The sequence below is a fragment of the Acinetobacter sp. LoGeW2-3 genome, assembly GCF_002688565.1.
In the GTDB taxonomy this organism is placed as follows: Bacteria; Pseudomonadota; Gammaproteobacteria; order Pseudomonadales; family Moraxellaceae; genus Acinetobacter.
The window spans coordinates 2,518,991-2,544,049 of record NZ_CP024011.1 but is presented as its reverse complement, the minus strand read 5'-3'; the positions used below and the strand labels follow the sequence as shown (position 1 = coordinate 2,544,049).

The following is a 25,059-nucleotide window of genomic DNA, read 5'->3' as shown; positions in this document are numbered from 1 at the left end:
CTAAACCTCAGATTCATCACTTTTTTTTCAAAGATTTATTCATCTTTTTTATAACAAAGTGACGCATCATTCATGTTATATTCAGGCTATTAAACAATCTTTTGTATGATCAAACCAGTGACGGCAATGAATACACTACAGTCAAATCCTATTTCACAATCAGATATTGATGATGTGAATATCCAAAGCATGATTCCTCTTGTAACTCCAGCGCAATTAAAGACTGAGTTGCCTTTGACTGAAAATGCTTATCAAACCGTACTGAAAGGTCGTGAAACGATTCGCAATATTCTAGATGGCAAAGATAAACGTCTTTTTGTCGTGATTGGCCCATGTTCAATTCACGATCCTGAAGCTGCTAAAGAATATGCTGAACGCCTGAAAGTGATCAGCGAAAAAGTAAAAGATACCTTGTATCTAGTGATGCGTGTGTATTTTGAAAAACCACGTACCACGATTGGCTGGAAAGGTCTGATAAATGACCCAGACATGAATGATTCTTTCAACATTGAGAAAGGTCTGCGCATTGGCCGTAAACTTCTGCTTGAACTGAATGAAAAAGGTTTGCCGTGTGCCACTGAAGCACTTGATCCAAACTCTCCACAGTACTATCAAGATTTAATTTCATGGTCAGCGATCGGTGCACGTACCACTGAAAGTCAGACTCACCGTGAAATGTCATCTGGCCTGTCTTCACCAGTTGGTTTCAAAAATGGTACGGATGGCGGTCTAACTGTGGCTACCAATGCGATGCAATCAGTAAAACACGGTCATAGCTTCCTCGGTTTGAATGATCAAGGTCAGGTTGCGGTGATCCGTACTTCAGGTAACCCATACGCACACGTGGTTCTACGTGGTGGTAATGGCAAGCCTAACTACGATGCAGGTTCTGTGGCTGAAGCTGAGCAAGCGCTGGCAAAAGCTAAAGTAAGCACCAAAATCATGATTGATACCAGTCATGCAAACTCGAACAAAGACCCGTACTTACAACCATTAGTATTGAAAAATATTACTGAACAAATTATTGATGGAAATAAATCAATTGTTGGTATTATGGTAGAAAGTCATCTCAAAGGTGGCCGTCAGGATATCCCGGCGAACCTTTGCGATCTAGAATACGGCAAATCAGTGACTGATGGCTGTATCGACTGGGAAACGACTGAAAAGGCATTACTTGATATGCATGAAGCGTTAAAGGACGTTTTACCAAATCGCTAAGCGATTGATCAAAACGCCATCGAAAGATGGCGTTTGCATTTCTACATAAGGAAAATGATCTGATGAATGAAATTGAAACTGCACTCAGTCAAATCAATAATTTTCAATTCATCCATGAACACCTGTTTACTTCGGGGCAACCAACAGCTGAGGAGCTGCAGCTGATTAAGGAATACGGCGTTTCAACTGTTATCAATGTCGCGTTGACTGATGCAGAACCTCATCTAGATCATGAAGATAAAATCTGCCTGGATCTTGGCTTAAATTATATCCATCTGCCAATTTCCTGGGAAATGCCATCAGACGAGCAATGTCTGCTGATCCTAGATATGATCAATCATTTGGTACAAGAACAGATGGTCTGGATTCACTGCGCGAAAAATTTCCGTGTTTCCAGCCTAATATATTTATATCGCCAGTACTATATGGATATGGACCTACCAACGGCGCAAGAATTGCTGCATCAGGTTTGGGAACCGAATGATACCTGGACCGGACTGATCCATGCGGTTGCCCTACAGCTACAAGGCCGTAAAGCAACAGAAGAAGTCAAACTGGCAATGATTAATCCTGATCACTTTGCGTGAGCGATCAGGACTGTTGCCATAGACAAAATGCCTTCCTGACGGCCAGTAAAGCCCAGTTTTTCAGTGGTAGTCGCTTTAACACTGATCTGAGTCACATCGACATCTAAGACATCTGCAATACTTTGACGCATTTCCAGATTATGCTTTGCCAGTTTTGGGCGTTCACAGGCCACAGTAATATCGGCATTATTTAATACATAACCACGATCCAATATCAGCTGATACACATGCTTCAGCAACACGCGACTATCGGCACCTTTAAAGTTCGGGTCGGTATCCGGGAAATGCTGACCAATATCACCCAGCGCCAATGCACCGAGTAAAGCATCACACAAGGCATGTAAAACCACGTCACCATCCGAGTGTGCTTTAAGACCATGGGTATGTGGAATTTTCACGCCTGCCAGTGTGACAAAATTACCTTCTTCGAATGCATGCACATCCAGCCCCTGACCAATACGAATTTGTGCAACCACTGCTTTCATCCTCAGAAATAACCAATTGAAATCTTGTACACTTCGTTTCTATTTCGATATAGTTAGACCAAGCGTAACACAGTGAAAGTATAAGCGATCATGCTGCTGAAAACTGATATAAAAATGATGAAACTTCTGGGTCTCATGCTGGGTTTGGGTACTTTGGCAACAGGTGCTTCAGCATCCGTGCAGCCACTAGAATGTTCAGATAGCCCACAGGCCAGTAAAACTACTTCACCCCTGTGTTCTGCACCTTTGACTGAGTTTCGAAAAAATCTGGCTAACCAGTATCTCACAGCCTATCTGATTACTGATGCGCCACTAAGTATTGTTCAGGATACCCATCAACTCTGGTTGCACCGCTTACAACAATGCAAAACTGTAGACTGTTATAAACAGCAGTTTGATGTTCGTCTGGATGATCTGAATATTTTTATTTCCCTGAATCAGAGTTTGACCCAGCATTATTTAAAATTTGAACAGGGTCAGATTGCCAAACAGCCGGTGCATCTAAAAATCCATCAGCTGAGCAAAGACCGGATCAAGATTGAAGGCATTGCCTACCGCAGTCCCAAAAACCGTATAGATACCCAGACTATTCCCTTTTTAGCGTACACAACACCTGAAGCTAAGACTGAAATTACTGACAATGAAAATGACTGTAAATATGAATTCCAGTATACCAAGGCCATTCTTTCGGTAAAAACTCAACAAAAAGGCTGTGAACGCTTTAGTGGGATCTACCGCCTGTATGATTAGACTCATATAGAGTTAAAAAAGATCATCGGATGATGATCTTTTTTATTTAAGCCACTAGATAGGCTTGAGCAACCTGCTGACTGATCATCGCTGCTGTCACAGCAGAGAGCGTCCAACCCAAATGTCCATGCCCAGTATTATAAAACACCCGTTTGTCTTTCCCTTGTTTTACTACCGGCATCATGTTCGGCATCATCGGTCTTAATCCCGTCCAAGGAACTACATGCTCAGTAGAAATATCAAAATTGCGATGCGTCCAGTCAATTAAAGGCTGAATTCGGTCTGCACGAATGTCGCGGTTATAGCCATTGAACTCTGCCGTACCCGCAATACGTAGTCGGTCTTTACCCAGACGGGAAAGTACAATTTTGGCACTTTCATCTAGCAGACTGACCCACGGCGCATTTTGCTGACTTTGTTCATCATTAAGCTGTACAGTAATCGAATATCCTTTCACTGGATAGACATTCACCCGATCGCCCAGCAGATAGGATAATTGATAACTTCCTACACCCGCACAGACCACAATAGCATCGGCTTTAAGTTCCAAACGCTCTTCTGGATTGGCATTGGTATTCTCGCTACTCGGTGCACAATGGACCCCGATATAGTCATCCTTCTGTTCAACTGTCTGTACATTCTGACCGAACAGGAACAGTACACCTTTATCGGCACAAGCTTTGGCTAAACCGGTGGTGAATTTATGAATATCCCCGGTCGCATCGCTACTGCTAAAGAAACCTGCATAATAATCACCGGTTAAAGTCGGTTCGATCTGTTTAATTTCTTCATTGGAAATGGCACTACGTTCTAACCCGCCACTACAGAGCAGATCATTAACCTTCATCGCGACTTTATAGTCCTGCTCGGTATGATAAAAATGCAAGATTCCCCTTTTTTCTAAATCAAACTCAATTTTTTCAGTTTCTGCGATTTCAAATAAACGTTTTCGAGCCAATAAAGCCATTTTTACCGTTTCACGGGTATTGGTTTCATAGTGGCGGATATGTCCCATGAATTCCATCAGCCAGCTATATTTATGCATGCTAAAAGACGGATTGAGCAGTAATGGTGCAGTTTTTTGCGACATCCATTTTAAGCCTTTCAGTACGGTGGCTTTCTGATTCCAGACTTCTGCGTTACAGGCAGAAAGCTGCCCACCATTGGCATAAGACGTTTCCATCGCGGGATAAAGATGCTGGTCGACAACAGTAACTTGATAGCCTAACAAGGCCAGTTCATAAGCTGTAGTTACGCCGGTAATCCCGGCACCAATGACAATCACATGACGCATAGACATCTCCTTTTTTATTATGATGTCCGCCCCATCTGTCATTTATACCTGAGAGCTTTGATTATCGTATTGGATATCAATACTTAAACCTTCCCCTTCGGTGAGTGATTTAACACTTCTCTCCAGAGTTTTGCATTATTACAGTCCTTTTGCCTGAGAGTTTCCGGGGTCGTTGCTCCTTCGGCGAATGCAGATGCATTTCTCTCCCGCAATAATGTGCATGATTGTTGTTTTGCAATTTATATACCATGCTAAAGAGATTGAAAGAAAATTACTGTGCAAAGTTGTAAAGATACAGCAATTAAAAATACATTCTCTTTACTTGTTCACCTCTAGATTGAAGTGATATTTGGGCTTAGATAATTAAATAAAAGGTGTATGAGCTATCGGTAATGATTAAAAATTATAATTTGCTTAGGCTATTTTAGTTAAGAATTCCTTATTCTGATTTTTTTCACTTAAATCAGAAAAGTTAAAAATATGGGCAAGGTCAATGCTGCAACGACGGTTTGCACACTAATGACTTTCGCCATCAGTTCACTATCACCACCTAAAACTTTGGTTAATACATAGGAAGCTGAAGCTGTCGGTAAAGCAAAAAATAGCACCAATACTTGAGTTGTCAGTGTAGAAATCCCAAGCATCTTGCACATAGCCAAGCCAAGCAGCGGCATTAAAATCATGCGCCCAGTTGTGTTCCAAATAATCCGCCATAAGTCCAGATTAATTTGACCAAACTTTAATGCGGCTCCGACACACATCAAGCCTAATGGCAAACTGCAAGCTGCCATCTGTTTCAGCAATTGGTTCATGCCCTGCCAAACACCTAATCCAGTCAGGTTATATAGACCACCTACCAGGCAGCCTAATATCAGCGGATTTTTTGCAAGAGATATCAAGATTTTTCCAAACTGCATATCAGCCGGTTTAGTAAATGCCAGCACAGAAATGGTATTTACGACTGGAATAAAGAACACCATGATGACGGCGAATACTGTCATGCCAGCCTGACCGAATAAGGTACTGACCGCGGCGATCCCAATATAGGTATTAAAACGCAGGATACTTTGTACGTAGACCCCAAATCGGGCAAAACTAATCTGGTAAATCGCTTTTAAGCTATAAAGTCCTGCACAGACCAGTACGGTAGTCAGCGAGATCACTAGCACTACGTCATGAATAATGTCCATTTGAATCTGGGCCGTGGCCAGATTCAGAAATAGCATGATTGGGAATAGCACATAATAATTTAGTTTTTCTGCACCACGCCAAAATCCGTCTTCTAACCATTTTCTTTGTTTTAATCCATAGCCCAATGTAATTAAGGCAATCAGTGGAAATAGTACAGTGAAGATAGTCTGAAGCATTAAGCAACTCGTGATATGCAGTTTTGTGGCAATCGAACTCAACTGCCTATCAGTGGTTAAGGATACAACACCTTGTTGTTACTCGCTAAAAAAATATTGGAAAAATCAATAGATAATAAAATATTGTAAAATGCTTTAGACACCAAGTTCTTTTTTCAAATTTGAATTACTTTCAGCCTGATAGTATTTATTAATACTAAATAGTACATATACAGAAAAATAAAAACTAATTAAGTTAGCGTGAGCTTTTACATCACAGCAACTCGATGAATTATTTAACAATATATCTTTATATGCATGTAATAGTGTTTTATTCTAAAGAATCTATTCGATTAAACTTAGAAAATTAATTTAAAAGAAGAAACCAAAATGCTTAAAGGTTTTGCAATTGTTTTGGCTGTTGATGCTAGACATCTCGATGAATTATTTAACAATATATCTTTATATGCATGTAATAGTGTTTTATTCTAAAGAATCTATTCGATTAAACTTAGAAAATTAATTTAAAAGAAGAAACCAAAATGCTTAAAGGTTTTGCAATTGTTTTGGCTGTTGATGCTAGACATAAGGATATAATTCAATTCTTAATAACGCAGCACTCTATCTTTGTAGATCCAAAAGGAATTATATCGGAACATGTCCCTAATTATTACTTAAAAAGAGATATCAGCAGATTGATACATTTTTACTCAAAAACAGAAAACTTGAATATTTTATTAAATGCTGATCCACTAACTAATCATATAAAGATAAATGAAGTACTTTGTCAATTTATTGAAAAATTTAAAAACTTAAGTTTAATGAAATCTTATTTCTTAGAATCTTCCTATCTTTTACTTATTTATGAGGACAAGATAGATCAAAATAACTTAATAGAGTTTACACCTAAAACATTATCCTTATTATCAGATGTAGGTTTAGGGATATCTTACAATATTGTACATAGTAATTAATTTTTAGTGCTTATTCAAATACTTCAAGAAACCCCAAAAAATTAGAGAAACAATCTAAACTTATCTACTAAAAGATACTCCTAATCTAAGCACTTTTCTAAAACCACTAAATTTAAATCAAGCAAAGGCCATCCTACATTTGCATCTAAGGGATAATCCTTTATTTCTCCTGTTTTGCTATAGCCACGGCGCTCATAATAAGCAATTAATTCAGTTCGAACATTTAGCACCGACATTCTTAAAGTTTTAAAAGGTGGCTTCTGCTTTGTATAAGCCTCAGCAAAATCTAATAACACTCGACCATAACCTGAATTTTGCCGTTCAGGATCTATAGCAAAACTGCCAATTTCGATCGCATCCACTAATTCAGTCAACCCAATAACTTGACCATGTTTTTCTAAGACATAAAGCTCATAATCAGGTTGTATTAAAAGTTCGCTTAACTGAGCCTCATTAATTCGATCACCTGAAACAATGCTATGTTCATGGGTCCAACCAAGATTGGAGCGATATGCATTATTGATGAGTGCAACTAGGGCTTCAATTTCTTGTAATGTCGCCAAACGAATATTATTATTTTTCATTGTATAGATATAAAAAAGCCAGACCGAAGTCTGACTTTAATCGTATTCACTTCAAATACAAAGCAAATTATTTTGGTTCAATCGGTGTAAACGGCGCAACCACATCAGCATTTTGCGCACGATGACGCATGAAATGATCCATCAACACAATTGCTAGCATCGCTTCAGCAATCGGTGTCGCACGCACACCTACGCAAGGATCATGACGGCCTTTAGTTAGAACGTCAGTATCTTCACGGTTAATGGTAATGGTTTTACCTGGAGTCGTGATAGAAGCGGTTGGTTTTAGTGCAATCGAAACACGAATGTCCTGACCGCTAGAAATACCACCCAAGATACCGCCTGCATGGTTTGCCAGGAAGCCATCTGTTGTGAGTTCATCACGGGTTTCATGACCGAACTGCTCAGCGACACCAAAACCATCACCAATTTCCACGCCTTTCACGGCATTGATTGACATCATGGCATGTGCAATATCAGCATCTAAACGATCGAATACTGGCTCACCCCAACCCACTGGGACTTTAGAGGCAATAATTTCAAGGCGTGCACCACAGCTTGTGCCTTGTTCACGAAGCGATGTTACTAGCGCTTCAAAGCGCGGCACCGCATCAACATCACCACAGAAGAACGGGTTGTTTGGAACTTCGTTCCAGTCCAGTTTTTCTGCTTTTTCAGTACCGATTTGTGTGACATGACCACGGATTTCTATCCCAAATTTTTCAAACAGGAATTTCTTGGCAATCGCACCCGCTGCCACACGCATCGCAGTTTCACGCGCACTTGAACGGCCACCGCCACGGTAGTCACGGAAACCATACTTTTGGGTATAGGTATAGTCTGCATGTCCCGGACGGAAGGTTTGCGCGATATTGCCATAATCTTTCGATTTCTGATCCGTATTACGGATTAAAAGACCGATTGAAGTACCGGTAGTTTTACCCTCAAACACACCTGAAATAATTTCAACTTCATCTGGCTCTTTACGCTGCGTTGCAAATTTCGATGTACCCGGCTTACGGCGGTCTAGATCCTTTTGCAAATCAGCTTCAGACAGTTCAATTCCTGGTGGAACCCCATCAACAATGGCCATCAGGCCAACACCATGAGATTCACCACAAGTCGTTACACGGAAGAGTTGCCCTATACTATTACCTGCCATGCCAACGACTCCTTATGAATTAACAGATTGAATGAATAAATCACGGTATTGACGGCATTGTGCTGCAGTCAATGCAAAGATACCTGAACCACCACGTTGGAATTGCAACCAGTAGAAATCAACAGTATTGAAGTTTTGCTTCATTGCCCATTCAGAGTTACCGACTTCAATCACGATCAGACCATCTTCAGTCAGGTAATCTGCTGCTTGAGCCAGCATTTTACGTACTAAGTCCAGACCATCCTGACCTGCAGCCAATGCCATTTCAGGTTCATGGTGGAATTCATCTGGAAGGTCTGCCATGTCTTCAGCATCTACATACGGCGGATTAGACACAATCAAGTCATACTGATTTTCAGCAGGGATTTTTGCGAACAGGTCAGATTCAAGCAAAGCAATTTGATATTGCTTGTTGTGATGTTCACAGTTGATCTGCGCTACTTCCAAAGCATCTTTAGACAAATCAGTTGCATCCACTTCAGAATCAGGGAAAGCATATGCCAATGCAATCGCGATACAACCTGAACCAGTACACATATCTAAAATACGTTGTGGAGTTTTTGGATTCGGGTTTTCTGGCAGGTTATTTACTGCTGCGCCCATTTCACCATTTTCAGTCAGGCAATAAGGAGCAAAGCGGTTTTCAATCAGTTCAACGATTGGAGAACGTGGAATCAGCACACGCTCATCCACATAGAATGGCTTGCCGAAGAAATAAGCCAGATTTAATAGATAAGACGTCGGCATTCTTTCATTGATACGACGACCTAACAGATTCAAATACTCTTCTTTTTCGCTTGGAAGCAGTTTTGAATCCAGAATTTCTGGATCAGCATTCCAGTCCAGAGAAAGTGTTTGTAAAACCAGTGCTGAACTTTCAGCAAAATAATCTTCTGTGCCTTGGCCCAAGTGCGCATCGTATTGACGTAATGCTGTAACACCAAAGCGAATAAAATCACGAATGGTTGTTAAATTTTCAGCAGCTTCCTGCAAATGTTCAGGGCTAATAGTCGGTCGATCCACTTAAGGCGTCTCCAGAGTCATATTTTAAAACGCCTTATGATACCTTGTTTCGCCTGCTTTTATAATGCTAAAACCATGAAAAATACGAAAACAGCACGACTTAGCACTTGCTCAATCTGATTCTAGAAACCTAAGTTTTTGATGATGAGAATGATCAGTAATAGGTCTCTTAAACCAGAATTTGAATACCTTAAATTATGAGACATAACCTGATTCTGTCATGAATAAATTAATGAAAATATTGCCGAGCTAATACAGAGATTTTTCCTGCCTTCTAATAAAAAAGCATAACCAGCCGACTAGCCAGTTATGCTTTTAAATCTCGATGAGATGATTAGCGTTTAGCGACAAATGAGCGAGATTGGTAATAATTGCTCTGCTCAATCACCATCGCTAGTGCACATTGACCTTGCTGGATTTTGGTATAGTTTCCAGCGCGGATCCGACCACATTGTTTATTCAATCTGGATTCAAACAACACATGCTGATTTTTCACCACAGCAGCATTATTTGCGTTTAATTTAAGATAATTTTTATAGCTTTTTTTCAGGATTTTAGTCTGACCTTTTAATTCCTTGGCGACACACTTTTCAGTCTTGGCACGATCACCATAAGTGAACTTCATACATTGTGAATATTCCTTGGAATAATCCTGAGCTGCCTGTGTATTTAAAGCTGTACCTACCAGAACGGCAGTTAATAACCATGCAAAACGCATACATTCCCCTTTGCCAAATTGGCATGATGCTCACAATCGCAATCATCATTTTTGTTGTAAATTATGTTCTGATACTACCTGAGTCCAGTGAAAATTCCTATTCCTTTATAAGTACCAATTTTACGTACATGCGCAATTGAAACTCTTACAATTGCCTCCATTATATAGTGAACATAAACAAGTAAACGAGTTGAATGTTATGAGCTACAAGCATAACAACCTGATGGCTATGCGCCAGAATTATTGGAATGATGTACAGTCTCATAACGTGCAGCAAGAAAAAGCATTTTTACAAACCCTCCTGATTCAGCAAGGTGTTTTTCAACAAGCAACCCTGGATGATGCTCGTTATCTGTTTTTTAGCCTGCCAAGTATCGTGATCGTTAAAGGTTATGCCCTAGGCTTTCAACATAAATCCGTGATTACATTGATTCAACAGCACATTCAAACAAATATCCAACAGTTACAACAAAGAACTGAATTAAAAATTCAATTTCAGATGCCATAATGCCTTGGCTAATATAAATACAGGTCATTCAACCTGATCATTGTTCAGCGTAAATTCAATCTGTTAAAACTTTTTTAATACGTGAAGACAGGTTAATATCCGCTACAATGATTTACTTCTGCTATATGCTGGGAAAGGATTTATTCTACATGTCAGATCAGAACGATAAGCTCAAACAACTGAAAACTTCATCCATGGATCGACGCTTATCGATCGCCAAGGCATCCCTACTTGCAGGCACCCGCTGGGCAGCATCGAATGCGACTTCGATGTTCTCAAGCGAAGAAGATAAAGAGAAAAAACGCAAAAAAGCCATGAAAGAACAGGCTGATTATCTGGTTGCTGAAATCGGCAAGCTGAAAGGTTCAATCGTTAAGATTGGCCAGATGATGGCGCTCTATGGCGAACACTTCCTGCCTGAAGAAATTACCCAGGCACTCAATACCCTAAACAACCAGACTGTAGCCCTTGCTTGGCCTGCAATTAAAGCTCAACTGCAAGCTCAGCTCGGTTCAAAGCTTGATGATCTGATTATTGATCATGAACCTTTAGGTACTGCTTCACTGGCTCAGGTACATCGTGCCAAACGCAAGTCTGATGGACTAGAACTGGTTCTGAAAATTCAGTATCCAGGTGTGGCAGAAGCCATTGATTCGGATATGAGCCTGTTTAAGAATATGCTCAAGCTGACCCGCATGGTTCCCCAAACTCGCGAGTTCGATCAGTGGTTTGATGAAGTCCGCGAAATGATGCATCGTGAAGTGGATTATAAGATTGAAGCGGCTACTACCCGCCGTTTCTGCCAACGTCTGCAGAATGATCCACGCTATATTGTACCGACCATTATCGAAAATTATTCGACCGATCGCGTGCTGTGCATGACTTACGAACATGGCGTACCCATCAATAGTCCGGTGATGCTATCGCTGCCGCAGGAACGTCGTAACAAACTTGGCGAAGCTTCTTTAGAAATCGCAGTACGCGAGATTTTTGAATGGGGCGAAATGCAAACCGACCCTAACTTCGGGAATTATCTGGTACGTCTAGGTAATGGTGATGATGCACAGGATAAAATTGTCCTGCTCGACTTCGGTGCGATTCGTCAGTTTGACCAGCATCTGCTCAGTGTGGCACGCAATCTGATTGAAGCAGGTTATCACCATGATTCAGACATGATGGTCAAAGCGATGACCGGCTATGAATTCTTTGACTCAATTCCGCAAAGCATCAAACCGGATATGGCCAAAGTTTTCTTATTAGCAACTGAAGCATTTAGCTCGCCAATGAACAATAAAGACTTACCTGCTGGCGTAATGGATTCACAAGATCGTTATGACTGGAAAAAGAGTCAGTTGCATAGCCGTGTCATGCAGCAAGCCTCTAAGTCGATGGCATCACGTTATTTCAGCGTACCACCGAAAGAGTTTATGTTTATCAGCCGTAAATTTATTGGTGCCTATACCTTTATGACCGTGATTGATGCCAAAACCAATGTCCGCGCCATGATCAAAAAACATCTATAAATCTTTTCACTTGATGTTATAAGTTGACCCGAATGATTCTGTCATTCGGGTCAACTTTTTGTACTTTAATATTTTCTAATTATAGTTTTTTATGAATTATTTCATTAGCTTGATATCAATTTTAATAAAATAAATCCGCTTAATTATTATCCACCATTCATGTCATTCCTGACATGGTTTTTTAATCAACAACCTGTCAGCATAATCCTGAAAATACCTAAAAACATTTACAACAGGATAATGATAATGAGCAATATGGTGAATAAGGCCCAAGGAGTTGGCTTATCCATACTGACTAAGATTGCAGGCAGTGAGCTGCTGGATCAGTTTAAGCTACGCAAATTTGTTGAAAAATCTCTCTACCAAAGCTCAAAGGCAGGTTTCAAAACCTTGAGCCAGACGCAAAAGTTGCTGAAATCTGGAAAAAAAATCAAAAAACAGCGTTTGCCAAGCCAGAATAAATCTTTATTTGATCTCAGTCTGACCGAAGAACAACAGATGACTGTAGATGCGATGGAACAGTTCTCGACTGAAGTACTTTATCCTCTTGCACATGATGCAGATTACACCGAGACCTTTCCAGAAATTCTGTGGCAGCATAGTACCGATTTAGGTCTTAACTTCTATGCTTTACCTGAATCCCTAGGTGGTGTCGCGACTGAAAAGAATATTGTGAGCAATGTACTGATTGCAGAGCATTTGGCCAAAGGTGATTTCAGCCTGACTGCGGGCTTGCTTTCAACATTTAGTGTGATTAATGCCCTGACCCAATGGGGTTCAGAACAGGTTCAATCGGATTATCTCCCAACTTTCGCGAATGATGCTGATATTCGAGCCACATTTGCAACTCAGGAAAATACACCGGCTTTCAATCCATTCACCTTAAAAACCCAAGCAACACCGCATGCAGACCATTATCTGATTCAAGGGGAAAAAACATTGGTTTTACTCGCAGCGACCGCAGATCTCTATCTGGTCAGTGCGATGCTCAATGGTCAACCGGATATCTTTGTGGTGCAACGTGACTCAAGCATCAGCATTCAGAAGTCACCTGCGATGGGGCTTAAAGCGAATGAAACAGCCACACTGCATTTCGACAATACGCCAGCACAACGCCTCGGTGATGAAGACTTTGATTACAGCGCATTTATCGATTTGGGTAACCTGATGTGGTGTGCCATGGCGGTTGGTACCTGCGAGGCAGTTAAGAAATACTGTATTCAATATGCCAATGAACGTACCGCTTTTGGTGAACCGATTTCACACCGTCAAGGCGTGGCTTTCATGATTGCCGATATGGCGATTGAAACAGATGCTATGCGTATGCTGATACTCAATGCAGCCAGTCTTGCAGAAGCAGGCAAACCTTTCCATCGAGAGGCTTATTTAGCCCGTATTTTATGTGCAGAAAAGTCAATGAAGATTGGAACAGATGGCGTGCAAATCTTAGGTGGACATGGCTATACGCGTGAACATCCGGTAGAGCGCTGGTACCGCGACCTGCGTGCGACTGCTGTCCTTCAAAGTGGGCTACATGCCTGATCATTGACGTTCATATGGAATAATTATAATGAATCTGCAAAATCCAAAAAAATTTAAATTACTGATCGATCAGGCCCATGAAGTAGCTTTAAATGTCCTACGCCCTATTTCCCGTAAATATGATAAGGCTGAACATGCCTATCCGAAAGAGCTGGATATGCTGGCTTCTGTCGTAGATGGCATGAATGCAGGTAGTGAAGGTATGAATGCCGGTGCTGCAGTAAATAAGCGTGGTGATACCGATACCTCGAATAAAAATGGCGTCAACATGTCGACTGCACTGAGTATTATCGAGATGTGTTATGGTGATACAGGTCTGCTCCTGTCCATGCCACGTCAAGGTCTGGGTAACTCAGCGATTGCAGCAGTGGCAAATGATGAACAGTTAACTCGTTTTGAAGGCACTTGGGCGGCCATGGCAATTACTGAACCGGGTTGTGGTTCAGACTCCGCTGCGATCCGTACCACTGCCACCAAAGATGGTAATGATTATATCCTGAATGGCGAAAAAATCTTTGTCACCTCAGGTGAACGTGCAGACTCTGTGGTGGTATGGGCAACTTTAGATAAAAGTCTGGGCCGTGCAGCAATTAAATCCTTTGTCGTATTTAAAGGTACACCAGGCATGAAAGTCGAGCGCCTGGAACACAAACTTGGCATCAAAGCTTCTGATACTGCTGCAATCAGTTTTGTCGACTGTCGTGTGCCTGCGTCTAATCTATTAGGTAATGCCGAGATTGATGTCGCTAAAGGTTTTGCTGGCGTAATGGAAACCTTTGATAATACGCGTCCACTGGTTGCGGCAATGGCGATTGGTTGCTCTAAAGCATCTCTAGAACATATCAAGGAAATCTTTAAAGATCATCTCGATCAAGACTACGGCACGCCTTATCTACAAACTTCCAATATTGCTGCGCAAATTTATCGTATGGAAGCAGAATGGGAAGCAGCACGTCTATTAATGCTAAAAGCTGCATGGATGGCAGATAACCGTAAGCCAAACTCACGTGAAGCTTCGATTGCTAAAGCCAAAGCCGGGCGTATGGCCAATGAAATTACACTGAAATGTGTCGAACTGGCTTCCTCTGTAGGTTATAACGAAACAGAATTACTGGAAAAATGGGCGCGTGATTCTAAGATTCTGGATATTTTTGAAGGTACACAGCAAATCCAGCAGCTGATTATTGCTCGTCGTGAACTAGGTAAATCATCCAGTGAGCTGAAGTGAAACTCAAAATCCTAAAATTGAGAGTTTCTTGAAGGATTTATAAGCTAAAAAGATGGATTTTTTACAGTTTTCGGACTATAAAATTTCCATCTTTTTTATTGTCATGACTTATGTATTCTATTCGCCTGATCCAGCCGCAAGATAATCCTCAAATTGCAAAAATTATTCGTGAAGTTTCTGTGGAGTTTGGTCTCGCTGCTGACTCTGGTTTTGCAGTTGGAGATTCTATTCTGGATACCCTGTATCAAGTCTATCAACAACCAAATGCTGCTTACTGGGTGATTGTTGATGAACAAGATCAAGTCTATGGTGGTGGTGGTATTGCGCTTCTACAAGGTGATGACAGCATTCTAGAAATCCAGAAGATGTATTTCCTGCCAGCAATTCGTCAACATGGTTTTGCCAAACAGATTTTAAATCTGGCTTTTAATTTCGCTCAACAGCAGAACTTTAATAAGATTTATTTGGAAACGACAAAATCACTTTGGCAAGCGGTCAAATTATATGAAAAACTAGGCTTTGAACATCTAGCTCATCCTGAAGGCAATACGGGTCATAGTGAAGCCTGTGAAATCTGGATGCTAAAAACTTTAGTTTGAAACAAGCCAAATAATGACGCTTAGGAAAGTTCTATATAACAAGAAAAATATGATTCCAGTTAGGGCTTTCCTGATCAAATATTATTTAGTCAATTCCTTCATAAACGCTCCATGATTCAGTCACCTCTATCCTTGCTTTGTAAACATTTCATCTAATTTCTTGACGATTTGTATACAGCTACCTAAGATCAAACTGATTTTAAAACACATGGAAACTGAAAATTGTTGGGCGCATTTTCTGTCAAAAAATATTTTTTATCTTTCTTTAATAAGATGACTTTTAAAATGGGATTACTGGGCTTGAGTACGGTTTTACTCAGCGCCTGTACCTCTTTTGGAGGCAATTCCCTTGAAAAACGCTCTGCAAAGTTATCTCAAGGTATACAAAATGCATATGCTGTTCCAGCATCTACTGCAGATCGTGTTTCACCGCTGATTATCCAGCATGCAGAAAAAAATAGTCTGGATCCGCTGATTGTTGCTGCGATTATCCGTCAAGAGTCGACCTATCGTAGCCAAGTGACTTCACCGGCTGGTGCTGTTGGACTCATGCAAGTGATTCCACGTTATTGGCAATCTACTTGTGGTAATAATCTTTATGATGAAGCTGCCAATATTCAATGTGGTGCTTACATCCTTTCTCACTATCATCAATCTGCTGGTGATATTAAAAAAGCGCTTGGTTACTATAATGTTGGTCCAACCAATTATGAGAAAAACCGCAATATGCGTAAACAGGGTAAAAAATATGCTCAACAGGTAATGAATCATAAAGATATTTTAAAAAACTCTTTTTAATTTTTCTAAATAATATAATTAAGCATAATACCATATTATGCTTAATTAATAATCATAATATCAATTCCACACTTTTAAAGTATTATTTGATGTAATTCACCATTAATTAGCTACATAATATCCCCATCACTTTTTATTCTAAATATACAAAAACCTATATTGTTTAGTAATACAACACTTAAATTCTTTAATTATATTTTTTTTATATTAGTCTTAATTTAAATGATTAACTTTAAATACCTCTAAATATTTCTACACATAGACATCATAATATGATGTTAATACTAAAAAAATACTAAGATCCATATCACCTTAAATCATTCTTCAATTATTTTTAATAACGCTATAATTCAATCTATAATATTGCTATAAGCTAATTTTTAAATATTTTCGATTATATTCCAACTTGTATTGTTGGTTTTTTTATATAACCATTCTTGCGATAAATTTATTTATCTTGATTATTCAAAATTTTACCGGGGATATTATGGCTAAGCTTACTTTAGATGCACTTACAGATACTGATGGTTTCGTTGCAGCAGCACTTGTAGACAGCGACAGCGGTCTTGCATTGGCAACTCTTGGCAACAATACAATTGATCTTGAACTTGCAGCTGCAGGTAACACAGAAGTTGTACGTGCGAAACGTCGTGTAGCAGCAAGCCTGAATCTGAATGATTCAATCGAAGACATTCTAATCACTTTAGGCAAGCAATATCACTTGCTACGTCCACTTGATTCAAACGAAACTTTGTTCCTTTACTTAGTTCTTGACCGTAGCCGTGCCAACCTTGCCATGGCGCGTCACGAATTAAAACGCTTTGAAAAAGGTTTAGATTTCGCTTAATTAAGCCATTTAAGAGCTACTTTTCCGGTAGCTCTTAAACTGAGTACATCATTATGAAAGATACTCTCCATATTTCCATTTTTGGACTCAGCCTCTCTTTAATCAATGTATTTAAAAGTACAATGATGAATGTTTTGAGTGAAAAATATAATCTGGTATGGACTAATCTTACTGACCAGAAATTGCAGCTTTTATTAGTAAATAAGGACTTTATTGATTTACCCCATATTCAAAAAATTAAAGATAATAATCTTACAATTCTTCAAGTCGAAAAGAATCCTGCGCTGTCATCTCAGGTGATTGAGGACACATTGTTCTTACCTTTTGAACAGCCCCATGCTTTAGTTGAATGGCTACAAGATGAGTTTTTGTCAGGTGCTCAAAGACTTCATACAATCACACAACTAACACCAACAACTTCGACGTACAGTGCAAAAATAGCGTATCAGTCATTTAGATCAATATTGGATGAGCTATTTCAATCCTCAGGTCATAGCAAATACATGATCAAAAATGGTGATGAACGTGTTGCACTTATCGATCTAGAACAACATTGTTTCTATCCAGCAAATGACTGGTATCCAAATTCCAATACAGAATTAAGCATAGAACCTGCAGATCTAAATAGTATTGTACAATTCCGTACACAAACACGCCCAGAAGACCTCAATCAAGGAATCTGGAATTTTGTATGGTGTCACCTGCAGTTTGTAAACCTTGAATATCCAGACTATTACAGATTAACAAAATGGCCACAGATCAAGAACTTTGAAGAACGCAAAGACTTATTCAAATTAGCTGCGCTTTTTAGCGAAGGTTCATCTGTTGCTTATGCACAACAACAGCTGAAATTAGGTGAAAAATATATTCATCAATTCTTATGCACTGCACAACTCGCCAATATGCTTGAACCTATATCATCCGATCAAGCCAAATTCTTCAAAAATGCAACCGATCCTATTCAAAAGCAAGGTAATAAAATGATGAGTTTCTTTAGCAAATTACGCAAGAAGCTCGGTATCTAGGAGTAATTTAGTTTGATCCTGCACCAATTTAAATTGGTATTTGCTGGTAGCATGGGTGCTGGCAAAACCACAGCTATTCGTACCATCTCTAATATTGATGTATTAAGTACCGAAGCAATTAATACCGATCTTGAGGCCCACCAAAAGTCACTAACTACAGTGGGAATCGATTACGGTGAACTCGTGCTAGAGGATGGCATCAAAGTGGGCTTATACGGCACGCCAGGCCAACAACGCTTTGACTTTATCTGGAACGTGATCACACAAGGAGCAATTGGAGTAATCCTCCTCATTGATGACAGTATTGATGAGCCATTACAAGAGTTAGAATTTTACCTAGATTATTTTAAGGATAAAGTTAAAAACGTTGTCATTGGCATTACCCATATTGATAAAAAAGCTAAAAATAATGCTGCGCTCTATCATGACTGGGCTGAAAATCAGGACTGCATTCATCCAATGTTCTTTATTGATGCCCGTGAAAAAAATGATGTGTTAATGCTAGTTGATGCTCTAATCGCAAAAGCTGAAGTCCAACTCACTGCCTAAAGAAAAGTCCATGTCCTTAAATGATCTCGCAAAACGCACTGCTCCACAGGAATTAACAGAATTTGCAGCCAAGCAGATTCAAGAACTCTTACTGAATGTGCAAGGCGTAGAACTCACTATGCTCTGCTCTTCAGATGGATTTGAATTGGCTTCATTTGAGAAAATCAAAACCAATGGTAAAGGAAAACTTGCTGCAGTAAGTAGTTCCATTGTGGCTATGGTTCAAGCATTTATGCAGGAATTACAACTTGAAGGCTGCCAAAGCATTACACTAGATGCTAATAATGGTAAAGCAATCTTAACTGCTATTCCTCATCAAAAATACCCTATGCTAATATTAATAATGACATCCAGTGACGTACTTTTAGGACAGCTACTATACTGTACTAAAAAAATCGCTCAAGATATTTCTGGCTTTCAGATTTAATATCTTTTTAAATATTTAAAGCCTGAAAACTCAGGCTTTAAATATTATTCTAACTTGAGCTTAAGGTTCATAATAACCACTAATGATGGCTGTTGAAATTCCTGCAAGAAAAGCATATTCAAATATATGATCAGGAACTCCAATACTAATTAAAATCAAACAGAATACACTCGCTGAAAATAAACCACTTATTGCAAATGTCAACGGCATTTAAAAACTGACCCCTTTTACCTTACGAATGGCAAAGTAAAATTGACCCCTTTGATTTCCTATTAAGTTTCAACCTGAGGCTGAATCCCAATTCTTTTTTTATCCTTCAAACGATAACTCTCACCTGATATTTGTACGACATTACAATGATGCAGTAACCGATCTAACATTGCAGCAGTCAATGTCACATCATCTGCAAAGGATTTTGCCCACTGGCTAAATGGTAAGTTACTCGTCAATATCGTACTGCCTTTTTCATAACGCTTGGCAATCACGTTAAAGAACAGATTCGCTTCTTCACGCCCAAAGGGCAAATAACCAATTTCATCGATAATCAGTAATTTCGGGGCGAGTATCACGCGCTGCATATAGCTTTTCAATTTACCTTGCTGATAGGCTGTACTAAGTTGCAGCATGAGATCAGCAGCGGTAATAAACTTGGTTTTGATATTGTTCATGATGGCCTTATAGCCCAATGCCATGGATAAATGCGTTTTTCCAACACCACTAGCACCAAGAAACACCACATTTTCTGCTCTCGGGATAAAGCTCAGGTTGAACAACTCAACCACCTGTGATTTGGGAGCACCCAGTGCATAATTAAAATCGTAGCCTTCCAGCGTTTTCACTTGAGGCAGCCCTGAAAGTTTCATTAATACCTGCTGACTACGCTGTTGCCTAGCAGCATATTCATGCATCAGCATGGCTTCAACAAAGTCAGCATAACTTCCATCCTGACCTAATGTTTGTTGTGCATGATGTGACCATTGTGATGCGATGGCGGGTAGATTGAGCTTTTGGCAAAGCTGCTCTATACGTTCGTATTGCAGATTCATCATGAAGCTCCCAGCAATTGGTCATAGACTGATAATGGATGCTGCAGACTTTCGTAGGGCATTACATGCTGTGCCGCTGCAATAGGCACAGTGCCGGAAACCGTATTTGATTGCGGTAATGGCGCAAATCTTTCCTGCTCCTGCTGCAGACGAATAACCGGTTTTGCTTGTGTGGTGGCATGGATTCGCTGATTGGCTGTTTCATGTAGCCATCGACCAATATGTGCGTTGGCGGTCACCACATCTAAAGTCAATCCTGCAGTCTTTAAAGTTGCCTTCAATGGCACAATAAAACTGGATTTTAGATAGCTGTTAAAACGTTCAACTTTACCTTTGGTTTGTGCACGGTAGGGCTTACATACGCGGGGGCGAAAGCCATAATTCTTGGCACAGTCGAGCAGTTTGGGGTTCCATTTATGCTGCCCCTCTTGATAAGCATCCCGCTCAATCATAATAGTTTTGGCATTATCAAACAGGATTTCCTGAGGCACTCCGCCAAAGAATTGGAATGCATTTTCCAATCCATCAATCCATGCTTCAGTGCGTTCGTGATCATAAAATTTGACAAAGGTTGCTCTGGAGTAACCCAATGTGGCTACAAATGCTTTTAAAGTCGTGTTGTTGCGTCGAATCGTGGTGAAGTCAACCTGCATTTGTTGGCCAGGTTGAGTTTCAAAACGAATAACGGGTTCCGGTTTGGCGACTGGTTTTAATGTTGCAAGATATTGCCTCAATATCCTGATCTTTCCTGGATATCCAAACCTTAAAATTTCCTGGTAGAGCACAACGGCAGGAATCCATTCAGGATGTGCTGCATTTACACGTTGGAGTAAATAGGGTTTATATGGATCAAGAATACTAGTTCTAGGTTGTGTACGCCGATACTGAGGTGTTTCCTTGTGCCGTAAATATTTACGCACAGTATTTCGGGACACCCCAAGTTCACGACTGATCCCTTTAATGGATAGACCTTGTTGATGAAGAATTTGGATTGTCACTGCTTGCTCCAAAGTTAACATGTTGAGCAGTCCAAAATGACCGCTATATTAACCAAGGGGGTCAGTTTTTAAATGCCGTTAGGGGGTCATTTTTACACTGCCGATAACACAAAGGCAGCTTTAGCTTCTGCGAGATTTCCAGCACGATCTGGAACCACAGTATTTTTTATTTTTTCGATTCAAATAATATTTATTAAAAAAAGGTAAACGGATAATTATTATATGCATTATGACTACACCAAAGACTCATGCAGCCATCAATATCCCCTTATGATAAGTAATATTTTTAATAAGGCTTATACAAGTAATATAAAAATTACATCCCACAATATTGGCTAAGAAATAATTAAGATAATATTTTGGATACATATGAATATTCTGTTTTAATCATTATGTGAGTTTAACTAATTTTATCACCCATAAAAAAAGCCCCCTGGCTAGCAGGGGGCTTTTGGAATAATGAGCTGGCGATGACTTACTCTCACATGGGAAACCCCACACTACCATCAGCGCTAAGAGGTTTCACTTCTGAGTTCGGGAAGGGATCAGGTGGTTCACTCTTGCTATGGTCGCCAGCACAACTGGTATGCTTACTCGCTATGGTCTTCTCTCAGAGCAGTGCTCTTCGTGCCTAGCTTTCTTCAAATAGAATTCATTAACAGATGTATCTGAGTTGTCGTAGTTTGCGCTTTAGCGTTCACTAAATCAAGTTTTTGTCTGATCGTTAGATCAATATGAAATCAATTGATGCTCACTTCTTTCGAAGTTCGTATACAACTGCTTGGGTGTTGTATAGTCAAGCCTCACGAGCAATTAGTATTGGTCAGCTTCATGCATCACTGCACTTCCACATCCAACCTATCAACGTCGTAGTCTTCAACGGCTCTTTAGTGGACATAAAGTCTCGGGGAAATCTTATCTTGAGGTAGGCTTCCCGCTTAGATGCTTTCAGCGGTTATCCCTTCCGAACATAGCTACCCGGCGATGCGACTGGCGTCACAACCGGTACACCAGAGGTTCGTCCACTCTGGTCCTCTCGTACTAGGAGCAGATCCTCTCAAATTTCCAGCGCCCACGGTAGATAGGGACCGAACTGTCTCACGACGTTCTAAACCCAGCTCGCGTACCTCTTTAAATGGCGAACAGCCATACCCTTGGGACCTGCTTCAGCCCCAGGATGAGATGAGCCGACATCGAGGTGCCAAACACCGCCGTCGATATGAACTCTTGGGCGGTATCAGCCTGTTATCCCCAGAGTACCTTTTATCCGTTGAGCGATGGCCCTTCCATACAGAACCACCGGATCACTAAGACCTACTTTCGTACCTGCTCGACTTGTGGGTCTCGCAGTTAAGCGCGCTTTTGCCTTTATACTCTACGCGTGATTTCCGACCACGCTGAGCGCACCTTCGTACTCCTCCGTTACTCTTTAGGAGGAGACCGCCCCAGTCAAACTACCCACCAGACATGGTCCTCGTCCCGGATAACGGGACAGAGTTAGAACCTCAATATTACCAGGGTGGTATTTCAAGGACGGCTCCATGGCAACTAGCGTCGCCACTTCAAAGCCTCCCACCTATCCTACACAAGTAAGATCAAAGTTCAATGTCAAGCTGCAGTAAAGGTTCACGGGGTCTTTCCGTCTAGCCGCGGGTACACCGCATCTTCACGGCGAATTCGATTTCACTGAGCCTCTGCTGGAGACAGCGCCCCCATCATTATGCCATTCGTGCAGGTCGGAACTTACCCGACAAGGAATTTCGCTACCTTAGGACCGTTATAGTTACGGCCGCCGTTTACTGGGGCTTCGATCAATAGCTTCGCTTGCGCTAACCACATCAATTAACCTTCCAGCACCGGGCAGGCATCACACCCTATACGTCCACTTTCGTGTTTGCAGAGTGCTATGTTTTTAATAAACAGTTGCAGGGGCCTGGTTTCTGAGGCTGCCAACAGCTCAAGGAGCAAGTCCTATCACCGCCGGCAGCGTACCTTCTCCCGAAGTTACGGTACCATTTTGCCTAGTTCCTTCAGCAGAGTTCTCTCAAGCGCTTTGGTCTACTCGACCTGACCACCTGTGTCGGTTTCGGGTACGATTCCTGTTTAACTGAAGCTTAGAGACTTTTCCTGGAAGTATGGTATCAGCCACTTCACTGTACAAGTACAGCTTGCTATCAACTCTCAGCATAGAGCACCCCGGATTTGCCTAAGATGCATGCCTACAGTCTTCCACCTGGACAACCAACGCCAGGCTGACTTAACCTTCTCCGTCCTCTCATCGCATTAAACAGAAGTATTGGAATATTAACCAATTTCCCATCGACTACGCCTCTCGGCCTCGCCTTAGGGGTCGACTCACCCAGCCCCGATTAACGTTGGACTGGAACCCTTGGTCTTTCAGCGAACGGGTTTTTCACCCGTTTTGTCGTTACTCACGTCAGCATTCGCACTTCTGATACCTCCAGCAGACTTCTCAATCCACCTTCATCGGCTTACAGAACGCTCCCCTACCACTTGCAATAAATTGCAAATCCGCAGCTTCGGCATATAGTTTTAGCCCCGTTACATCTTCCGCGCAGGCCGACTCGACTAGTGAGCTATTACGCTTTCTTTAAAGGGTGGCTGCTTCTAAGCCAACCTCCTAGCTGTCTATGCCTTCCCACATCGTTTCCCACTTAACTATAATTTAGGGGCCTTAGCTGGCGGTCTGGATTGTTTTCCTCTTGACTACGGACGTTAGCACCCGCAGTCTGTCTCCCGGATAGTACTCATTGGTATTCGGAGTTTGCATCGGTTTGGTAAGTCGGGATGACCCCCTAGCCGAAACAGTGCTCTACCCCCAATGGTATTCGTCCGAGGCGCTACCTAAATAGCTTTCGGGGAGAACCAGCTATCACCGAGTTTGATTAGCCTTTCACCCCTATCCACAAGTCATCCCCTGGCTTTTCAACGACAGTGGGTTCGGTCCTCCAGTCAGTGTTACCTAACCTTCAACCTGCTCATGGATAGATCACCCGGTTTCGGGTCTATACCCAGCAACTAAACGCCCTATTAAGACTCGGTTTCCCTACGGCTCCCCTATACGGTTAACCTCGCTACTGAATATAAGTCGCTGACCCATTATACAAAAGGTACGCAGTCACCACTTGACGTGGCTCCCACTGCTTGTATGCATGCGGTTTCAGGATCTATTTCACTCCCCTCACAGGGGTTCTTTTCGCCTTTCCCTCACGGTACTGGTTCACTATCGGTCAGTCAGGAGTATTTAGCCTTGGAGGATGGTCCCCCCATATTCAGACAAGGTTTCACGTGCCTCGCCCTACTCGACATCATCATATCAGCCCTTTCGTGTACAGGACTATCACCCACTATGGTTGCACTTCCCAGAGCATTCCACTAAAACTGATATGACTTAATGGGCTGTTCCCCGTTCGCTCGCCGCTACTGAGGGAATCTCAATTGATTTCTTTTCCTAGAGGTACTGAGATGTTTCACTTCCCTCCGTTCGCCTCGCAACACTATGTATTCATGTTGCGATACCGACCTTATAGCCGGTGGGTTTCCCCATTCAGACATCTCCGGATCACAGGATATTTGCCGCCTCCCCGGAGCTTTTCGCAGGCTATCACGTCTTTCATCGCCTCTGACTGCCAAGGCATCCACCACATGCACTTAATTACTTGACTATACAACCCCAAACAGTCGTTCATCCCTACAAGTAGGATAAACAACATAATCAACCGATCACTCAGTTAATTACACAGTTAGAGTTTCGTGAACTTAATCACTGTACAGCTTCAATTAGATTCATATACCAAAACGCTTGAT

At 41.2% G+C, this 25,059-nt stretch carries 23 protein-coding genes, 2 rRNA genes and 1 riboswitch; of the genes, 14 read left to right on the top strand and 11 right to left on the bottom strand.

Annotated features, from left to right (window positions below; all coding sequences use genetic code 11):
* Nucleotides 1–126: 126 nt before the first annotated feature.
* Both BS636_RS12365 and BS636_RS12360 read left to right on the top strand, forming a co-directional pair.
* A complete protein-coding gene (locus BS636_RS12365) occupies nucleotides 127–1,218 on the top strand; it encodes a 3-deoxy-7-phosphoheptulonate synthase (protein ID WP_150129000.1) in 1,092 nt (363 codons plus the stop codon).
* A 62-nt stretch (nucleotides 1,219–1,280) separates the two neighbouring features.
* A complete protein-coding gene (locus BS636_RS12360) occupies nucleotides 1,281–1,805 on the top strand; it encodes a protein tyrosine phosphatase family protein (protein ID WP_099339667.1) in 525 nt (174 codons plus the stop codon).
* Here the strand turns inward: BS636_RS12360 and ispF are convergent.
* Nucleotides 1,793–2,281 carry a 2-C-methyl-D-erythritol 2,4-cyclodiphosphate synthase gene (ispF, locus tag BS636_RS12355; RefSeq protein ID WP_099339666.1) on the bottom strand — a complete coding sequence of 163 codons (489 nt, stop codon included), beginning with the start codon at nucleotides 2,279–2,281 and terminating at the stop codon, nucleotides 1,793–1,795. The two genes, BS636_RS12360 and ispF, sit on opposite strands and share 13 nt — an antisense overlap.
* 99 nt (nucleotides 2,282–2,380) lie before the next feature.
* Here ispF and BS636_RS12350 point away from each other — a divergent pair, with 99 nt between their 5' ends.
* Nucleotides 2,381–3,040 carry a hypothetical protein gene (locus BS636_RS12350; RefSeq protein WP_099339036.1) on the top strand — a complete coding sequence of 220 codons (660 nt, stop codon included), beginning with the start codon at nucleotides 2,381–2,383 and terminating at the stop codon, nucleotides 3,038–3,040.
* A gap of 46 nt (nucleotides 3,041–3,086) precedes the next feature.
* Here BS636_RS12350 and BS636_RS12345 read toward each other — a convergent pair whose 3' ends face one another.
* Both BS636_RS12345 and BS636_RS12340 read right to left on the bottom strand, forming a co-directional pair.
* Entirely contained in the window at nucleotides 3,087–4,334 is a 1,248-nt protein-coding gene (locus tag BS636_RS12345; protein WP_099339035.1) for a D-amino acid dehydrogenase, read from the bottom strand.
* Nucleotides 4,335–4,465: 131 nt separating this feature from the next.
* Nucleotides 4,466–4,553, bottom strand: a riboswitch (glycine riboswitch).
* A gap of 239 nt (nucleotides 4,554–4,792) precedes the next feature.
* On the bottom strand, nucleotides 4,793–5,701 hold the full coding sequence (locus BS636_RS12340) for an AEC family transporter (protein WP_099339034.1): 909 nt from the start codon (nucleotides 5,699–5,701) through the stop codon (nucleotides 4,793–4,795).
* A gap of 521 nt (nucleotides 5,702–6,222) precedes the next feature.
* On the opposite strand from BS636_RS12340, the gene BS636_RS12335 reads away from it, so the two are divergent.
* Complete coding sequence (locus tag BS636_RS12335; RefSeq protein WP_099339033.1) at nucleotides 6,223–6,654, top strand: hypothetical protein; 432 nt, start codon at nucleotides 6,223–6,225, stop codon at nucleotides 6,652–6,654.
* Between the two features lie 80 nt (nucleotides 6,655–6,734).
* Here BS636_RS12335 and BS636_RS12330 read toward each other — a convergent pair whose 3' ends face one another.
* From BS636_RS12330 to BS636_RS12315, 4 genes are all read right to left on the bottom strand, one after another.
* Complete coding sequence (locus tag BS636_RS12330; protein WP_099339032.1) at nucleotides 6,735–7,238, bottom strand: GNAT family N-acetyltransferase; 504 nt, start codon at nucleotides 7,236–7,238, stop codon at nucleotides 6,735–6,737.
* A gap of 67 nt (nucleotides 7,239–7,305) precedes the next feature.
* Nucleotides 7,306–8,400, bottom strand: coding sequence for a chorismate synthase (gene aroC, locus BS636_RS12325; RefSeq protein WP_099339031.1), 1,095 nt, complete (start codon nucleotides 8,398–8,400; stop codon nucleotides 7,306–7,308).
* A 12-nt stretch (nucleotides 8,401–8,412) separates the two neighbouring features.
* Nucleotides 8,413–9,423, bottom strand: a complete 1,011-nt coding sequence (gene prmB / locus BS636_RS12320) for a 50S ribosomal protein L3 N(5)-glutamine methyltransferase (RefSeq protein ID WP_099339030.1) — start codon at nucleotides 9,421–9,423, stop codon at nucleotides 8,413–8,415.
* Between the two features lie 334 nt (nucleotides 9,424–9,757).
* On the bottom strand, nucleotides 9,758–10,141 hold the full coding sequence (locus BS636_RS12315) for a DUF1311 domain-containing protein (RefSeq protein ID WP_099339029.1): 384 nt from the start codon (nucleotides 10,139–10,141) through the stop codon (nucleotides 9,758–9,760).
* 199 nt (nucleotides 10,142–10,340) lie between these two features.
* Here BS636_RS12315 and BS636_RS12310 point away from each other — a divergent pair, with 199 nt between their 5' ends.
* The 10 genes from BS636_RS12310 to BS636_RS12265 all read left to right on the top strand — a co-directional run bounded on the left by BS636_RS12310 (nucleotide 10,341) and on the right by BS636_RS12265 (nucleotide 19,187).
* A complete protein-coding gene (locus BS636_RS12310; RefSeq protein ID WP_099339028.1) occupies nucleotides 10,341–10,649 on the top strand; it encodes a hypothetical protein in 309 nt (102 codons plus the stop codon).
* Nucleotides 10,650–10,798: 149 nt separating this feature from the next.
* Entirely contained in the window at nucleotides 10,799–12,172 is a 1,374-nt protein-coding gene (locus BS636_RS12305; protein WP_099339027.1) for an ABC1 kinase family protein, read from the top strand.
* 255 nt (nucleotides 12,173–12,427) lie between these two features.
* On the top strand, nucleotides 12,428–13,714 hold the full coding sequence (locus tag BS636_RS12300; RefSeq protein ID WP_171266090.1) for an acyl-CoA dehydrogenase family protein: 1,287 nt from the start codon (nucleotides 12,428–12,430) through the stop codon (nucleotides 13,712–13,714).
* A gap of 28 nt (nucleotides 13,715–13,742) precedes the next feature.
* On the top strand, nucleotides 13,743–14,942 hold the full coding sequence (locus tag BS636_RS12295; protein WP_099339025.1) for an acyl-CoA dehydrogenase family protein: 1,200 nt from the start codon (nucleotides 13,743–13,745) through the stop codon (nucleotides 14,940–14,942).
* A gap of 110 nt (nucleotides 14,943–15,052) precedes the next feature.
* Entirely contained in the window at nucleotides 15,053–15,541 is a 489-nt protein-coding gene (locus BS636_RS12290) for a GNAT family N-acetyltransferase (RefSeq protein WP_099339024.1), read from the top strand.
* 273 nt (nucleotides 15,542–15,814) lie between these two features.
* Nucleotides 15,815–16,339: a lytic transglycosylase domain-containing protein gene (locus tag BS636_RS12285; protein ID WP_099339665.1), complete on the top strand. Its 525-nt coding sequence runs from the start codon at nucleotides 15,815–15,817 to the stop codon at nucleotides 16,337–16,339.
* Between the two features lie 487 nt (nucleotides 16,340–16,826).
* On the top strand, nucleotides 16,827–17,186 hold the full coding sequence (locus BS636_RS12280) for a hypothetical protein (protein ID WP_099339023.1): 360 nt from the start codon (nucleotides 16,827–16,829) through the stop codon (nucleotides 17,184–17,186).
* 53 nt (nucleotides 17,187–17,239) lie between these two features.
* Entirely contained in the window at nucleotides 17,240–18,211 is a 972-nt protein-coding gene (locus BS636_RS12275) for a hypothetical protein (protein ID WP_099339022.1), read from the top strand.
* Between the two features lie 12 nt (nucleotides 18,212–18,223).
* The gene (locus BS636_RS12270; RefSeq protein ID WP_099339021.1) at nucleotides 18,224–18,760 is read left to right on the top strand and encodes a GTP-binding protein; all 537 of its coding nucleotides are present in this window, start codon (nucleotides 18,224–18,226) and stop codon (nucleotides 18,758–18,760) included.
* 10 nt (nucleotides 18,761–18,770) lie between these two features.
* Nucleotides 18,771–19,187 (top strand): roadblock/LC7 domain-containing protein, encoded by a 417-nt coding sequence (locus BS636_RS12265; RefSeq protein ID WP_099339020.1) that lies wholly within the window; start codon nucleotides 18,771–18,773, stop codon nucleotides 19,185–19,187.
* A 272-nt stretch (nucleotides 19,188–19,459) separates the two neighbouring features.
* Here the strand turns inward: BS636_RS12265 and istB are convergent, their stop codons facing one another.
* The 4 genes from istB to BS636_RS12245 all read right to left on the bottom strand — a co-directional run bounded on the left by istB (nucleotide 19,460) and on the right by BS636_RS12245 (nucleotide 24,917).
* Nucleotides 19,460–20,233: an IS21-like element ISAba8 family helper ATPase IstB gene (istB, locus tag BS636_RS12260; protein WP_099339628.1), complete on the bottom strand. Its 774-nt coding sequence runs from the start codon at nucleotides 20,231–20,233 to the stop codon at nucleotides 19,460–19,462.
* Complete coding sequence (istA, locus tag BS636_RS12255; RefSeq protein WP_099338251.1) at nucleotides 20,233–21,252, bottom strand: IS21 family transposase; 1,020 nt, start codon at nucleotides 21,250–21,252, stop codon at nucleotides 20,233–20,235. The genes istB and istA overlap by 1 nt, the downstream gene beginning before the upstream one ends.
* Nucleotides 21,253–21,693: 441 nt before the next feature.
* Nucleotides 21,694–21,808: ribosomal RNA gene (rrf, locus tag BS636_RS12250) — 5S ribosomal RNA — on the bottom strand.
* A gap of 215 nt (nucleotides 21,809–22,023) precedes the next feature.
* Nucleotides 22,024–24,917, bottom strand: a 23S ribosomal RNA gene (locus BS636_RS12245).
* Nucleotides 24,918–25,059 lie beyond the last annotated feature (142 nt).

Excerpts from the sequence above, each read along its gene's own strand:
- istB (WP_099339628.1), bottom strand. The coding sequence starts at position 20,233 with ATGAATCTGCAATACGAACGTATAGAGCAGCTTTGCCAAAAGCTCAAT.
- BS636_RS12300 (WP_171266090.1), top strand. The coding sequence starts at position 12,428 with ATGGTGAATAAGGCCCAAGGAGTTGGCTTATCCATACTGACTAAGATT.
- aroC (WP_099339031.1), bottom strand. The coding sequence starts at position 8,400 with ATGGCAGGTAATAGTATAGGGCAACTCTTCCGTGTAACGACTTGTGGT.
- BS636_RS12310 (WP_099339028.1), top strand. The coding sequence starts at position 10,341 with ATGAGCTACAAGCATAACAACCTGATGGCTATGCGCCAGAATTATTGG.
- BS636_RS12360 (WP_099339667.1), top strand. The coding sequence starts at position 1,281 with ATGAATGAAATTGAAACTGCACTCAGTCAAATCAATAATTTTCAATTC.
- BS636_RS12305 (WP_099339027.1), top strand. The coding sequence starts at position 10,799 with ATGTCAGATCAGAACGATAAGCTCAAACAACTGAAAACTTCATCCATG.
- BS636_RS12280 (WP_099339023.1), top strand. The coding sequence starts at position 16,827 with ATGGCTAAGCTTACTTTAGATGCACTTACAGATACTGATGGTTTCGTT.
- BS636_RS12315 (WP_099339029.1), bottom strand. The coding sequence starts at position 10,141 with ATGCGTTTTGCATGGTTATTAACTGCCGTTCTGGTAGGTACAGCTTTA.
- BS636_RS12330 (WP_099339032.1), bottom strand. The coding sequence starts at position 7,238 with ATGAAAAATAATAATATTCGTTTGGCGACATTACAAGAAATTGAAGCC.
- BS636_RS12335 (WP_099339033.1), top strand. The coding sequence starts at position 6,223 with ATGCTTAAAGGTTTTGCAATTGTTTTGGCTGTTGATGCTAGACATAAG.
- BS636_RS12340 (WP_099339034.1), bottom strand. The coding sequence starts at position 5,701 with ATGCTTCAGACTATCTTCACTGTACTATTTCCACTGATTGCCTTAATT.
- BS636_RS12290 (WP_099339024.1), top strand. The coding sequence starts at position 15,053 with ATGTATTCTATTCGCCTGATCCAGCCGCAAGATAATCCTCAAATTGCA.
- BS636_RS12365 (WP_150129000.1), top strand. The coding sequence starts at position 127 with ATGAATACACTACAGTCAAATCCTATTTCACAATCAGATATTGATGAT.
- istA (WP_099338251.1), bottom strand. The coding sequence starts at position 21,252 with ATGTTAACTTTGGAGCAAGCAGTGACAATCCAAATTCTTCATCAACAA.
- BS636_RS12285 (WP_099339665.1), top strand. The coding sequence starts at position 15,815 with ATGACTTTTAAAATGGGATTACTGGGCTTGAGTACGGTTTTACTCAGC.
- BS636_RS12345 (WP_099339035.1), bottom strand. The coding sequence starts at position 4,334 with ATGCGTCATGTGATTGTCATTGGTGCCGGGATTACCGGCGTAACTACA.
- BS636_RS12295 (WP_099339025.1), top strand. The coding sequence starts at position 13,743 with ATGAATCTGCAAAATCCAAAAAAATTTAAATTACTGATCGATCAGGCC.
- BS636_RS12265 (WP_099339020.1), top strand. The coding sequence starts at position 18,771 with ATGTCCTTAAATGATCTCGCAAAACGCACTGCTCCACAGGAATTAACA.
- BS636_RS12350 (WP_099339036.1), top strand. The coding sequence starts at position 2,381 with ATGCTGCTGAAAACTGATATAAAAATGATGAAACTTCTGGGTCTCATG.
- BS636_RS12275 (WP_099339022.1), top strand. The coding sequence starts at position 17,240 with ATGAAAGATACTCTCCATATTTCCATTTTTGGACTCAGCCTCTCTTTA.